This is a genomic window from Verrucomicrobiia bacterium (assembly GCA_035460805.1).
Taxonomy (GTDB): domain Bacteria; phylum Patescibacteriota; class UBA1384; order CAILIB01; family CAILIB01; genus DATHWI01.
In genome coordinates this window covers 1-2,150 of the sequence record DATHWI010000044.1, presented here as the reverse complement: position 1 = coordinate 2,150, position 2,150 = coordinate 1, and the positions used below count along the sequence as shown (strand labels likewise).

3 protein-coding genes are annotated in these 2,150 nt (G+C 51.4%); all 3 read right to left on the bottom strand.

Annotation, left to right across the window (positions count from 1 at the left end; genetic code table 11):
• Positions 1-663: ABC transporter permease (locus tag VLA04_01520; protein ID HSI20375.1), on the bottom strand; the 663-nt coding region annotated here is incomplete at its 3' end.
• A gap of 2 nt (positions 664-665) precedes the next feature.
• Positions 666-1,454 (bottom strand): ABC transporter ATP-binding protein, encoded by a 789-nt coding sequence (locus VLA04_01515; GenBank protein ID HSI20374.1) that lies wholly within the window; start codon positions 1,452-1,454, stop codon positions 666-668.
• Positions 1,455-1,541: 87 nt separating this feature from the next.
• On the bottom strand, positions 1,542-2,150 hold a 609-nt coding region (locus VLA04_01510), incomplete at its 5' end, for a hypothetical protein (protein ID HSI20373.1).

The following is a 2,150-nucleotide window of genomic DNA, read 5'->3' as shown; positions in this document are numbered from 1 at the left end:
AGAAAGCACAAGCGCGCGTACACCTTCAATAATGTAGGTTACGGGGTTGTACGTAGCGATAGTGGCAAAGGTAGGTGGCAACAAGGCCTTTGGCGACTGCGCAGTGGTGAGATAGAGGAATGGGAAGACAAGGATGAACATGGACTGCACTCGGCGCGCATTTTGGGTGCACAGTGCGGCAATCATGCCAATACAACTCGAGCCCATGGCAAACACGGTAAGCATGGCAAAAATGGCTATGGTGCCCAAAATGCCAGTATCGATACGCACACCAACAATAAGAAGGAGGGTGAGGACGATAAGGCCCTGCATTACAGACTGCACCGCTACCTCACTCAACTTACCAAGGACAATCGCCAAGCGATTGATTGGCATGATGATGAGCTTCTTAAAGTAGCCGCTTGTAATGTCTTGCACCAATTCAATTCCGGCATTGCCTGCGGAGAAAAAGATGGCAGTGAAGATGGCAACGGGGGCAATGAACTGCTTGTACGAAACATCAGGGAAACCAGGCACATGTGAGAAGGCAGAAAGGGAAGCTGCATTCACGCCAAAGAAGAACATTGGCATGAAGAGCGATGGGATGAGCGCCAAAAGCGGGCGCCAAATTTGTTTGGTGTTCCTAATGGATAGGTAATACCAGTCTGAGAAGAATTGTTTCATGGTTATCGTGATCGGCTATACGGATCCGATGCATTGGTGTTCACCTGTTCGTCACCAATGGTGCTGCCGGTGGTCTTAAGGAAGACATCCTCAATGTTCTTGGCTTTGTGCTTCTTGAGAAGCTCAGGAATGGTACCGGTGGTGACAATCTTACCCTTGTCCATGATGGCAATGCGGTCACAAAGTGCTTCGGCTTCTTCCATGAAGTGCGTAGTAAGGAAGATGGTCATGCCTTCCTTATTCAGCTGGCGAAGGTGGTTCCAAATAAGCTGGCGGGCATGAGGGTCAAGGCCGGTAGTTGGCTCGTCCAGGAAGAGCACAGTTGGCTTGTGGATAAGCGAAAGGGCTAGGTCTAAGCGGCGGCGCATACCACCGGAGTAGGTGGAGGCGTACTTGTCGGCAACCTTTTCCAGCTCAACCAACTTCAAGAGCTTTTTCATTTGCTCTTTAATTTCAGCGGGCTTCAGGTGATAGAGGCGGCCGTGCAGTTCAAGCATTTCTTCTGCGGTAGCGGTCTCATCGAGGCCCACTTCCTGCATGGCGAATCCGACGCGCTTGTATACTTCGTCCGGGTTTTCGCTTACTTCAAATCCATCAATCTCTACTGACCCGCTGGTCTTTTTTACTAAGTTGACCAGCATGTTCATGGTGGTCGATTTTCCAGCGCCGTTCGGACCGAGGAACCCAAAGAATTCGCCCTTCTCTACTTCGAAGGAAACGCCCTTAACGGCCTTTGTGCCGCCCGGGTATTCTTTTTTCAGGTTTTTAACCTTGATAATAGGTGTGCTCATGCCGTCCACTATGCTCGGATTGCACTACCTTGTAAAGTCTTCTTTACATTTAAAAAACCGTGTCACAATGCGTGACACGGTAGGGAACTAAGGAATGGTGACGGGGACGCCATCCTTAATGTTGAGGGCGCACTCGGGTATGCCGATGGCGAGGCTGCGGGAGAATATCTCAAAATCCCCCAACTCCTCCAGGGTCATGGGAACTCCTCGAAGGTAGAGGTCGTCTTTTTCCTCTTCATCTTCTTCTCCGCCTTTGAGAAGTACAGGGATGCTGAGTAGGGGGCGCAGCTTCTGCTCTGCTGCTTCGAAAGAAATGTCCAGCGGCCAGGTGGAAAGGTTTGGAGCGGGTGTGACCTTAAGGTGGGCACAGCGCGCCTGGAACTGGGCATTGGCACAAAGCCATCGCCACGTAGGGATTATGATTGCCTCCACTGCTTCTGCGAGGTGGTGGACTTTCAGGAGCTCCCCTTGGATTGCATTGAGCTCGATGGCTTCGGACTCCAGGGTTACGCGAGTAATCATGGAGTGGACGGGGTCGTCCGCAATGTTTTGCCACTGGAAAATGCTCAGGGTTAGGTCGGGCGTACAGCTCACGAGTGCTGTCCGGTGTGGAAGGGTGCTAACGTTTGGTGCAACGGTCTCACTCAGCCAGTCGGGGTTGGACGTGAAAAGGACTAAACCTCTACTTTTAAGTTT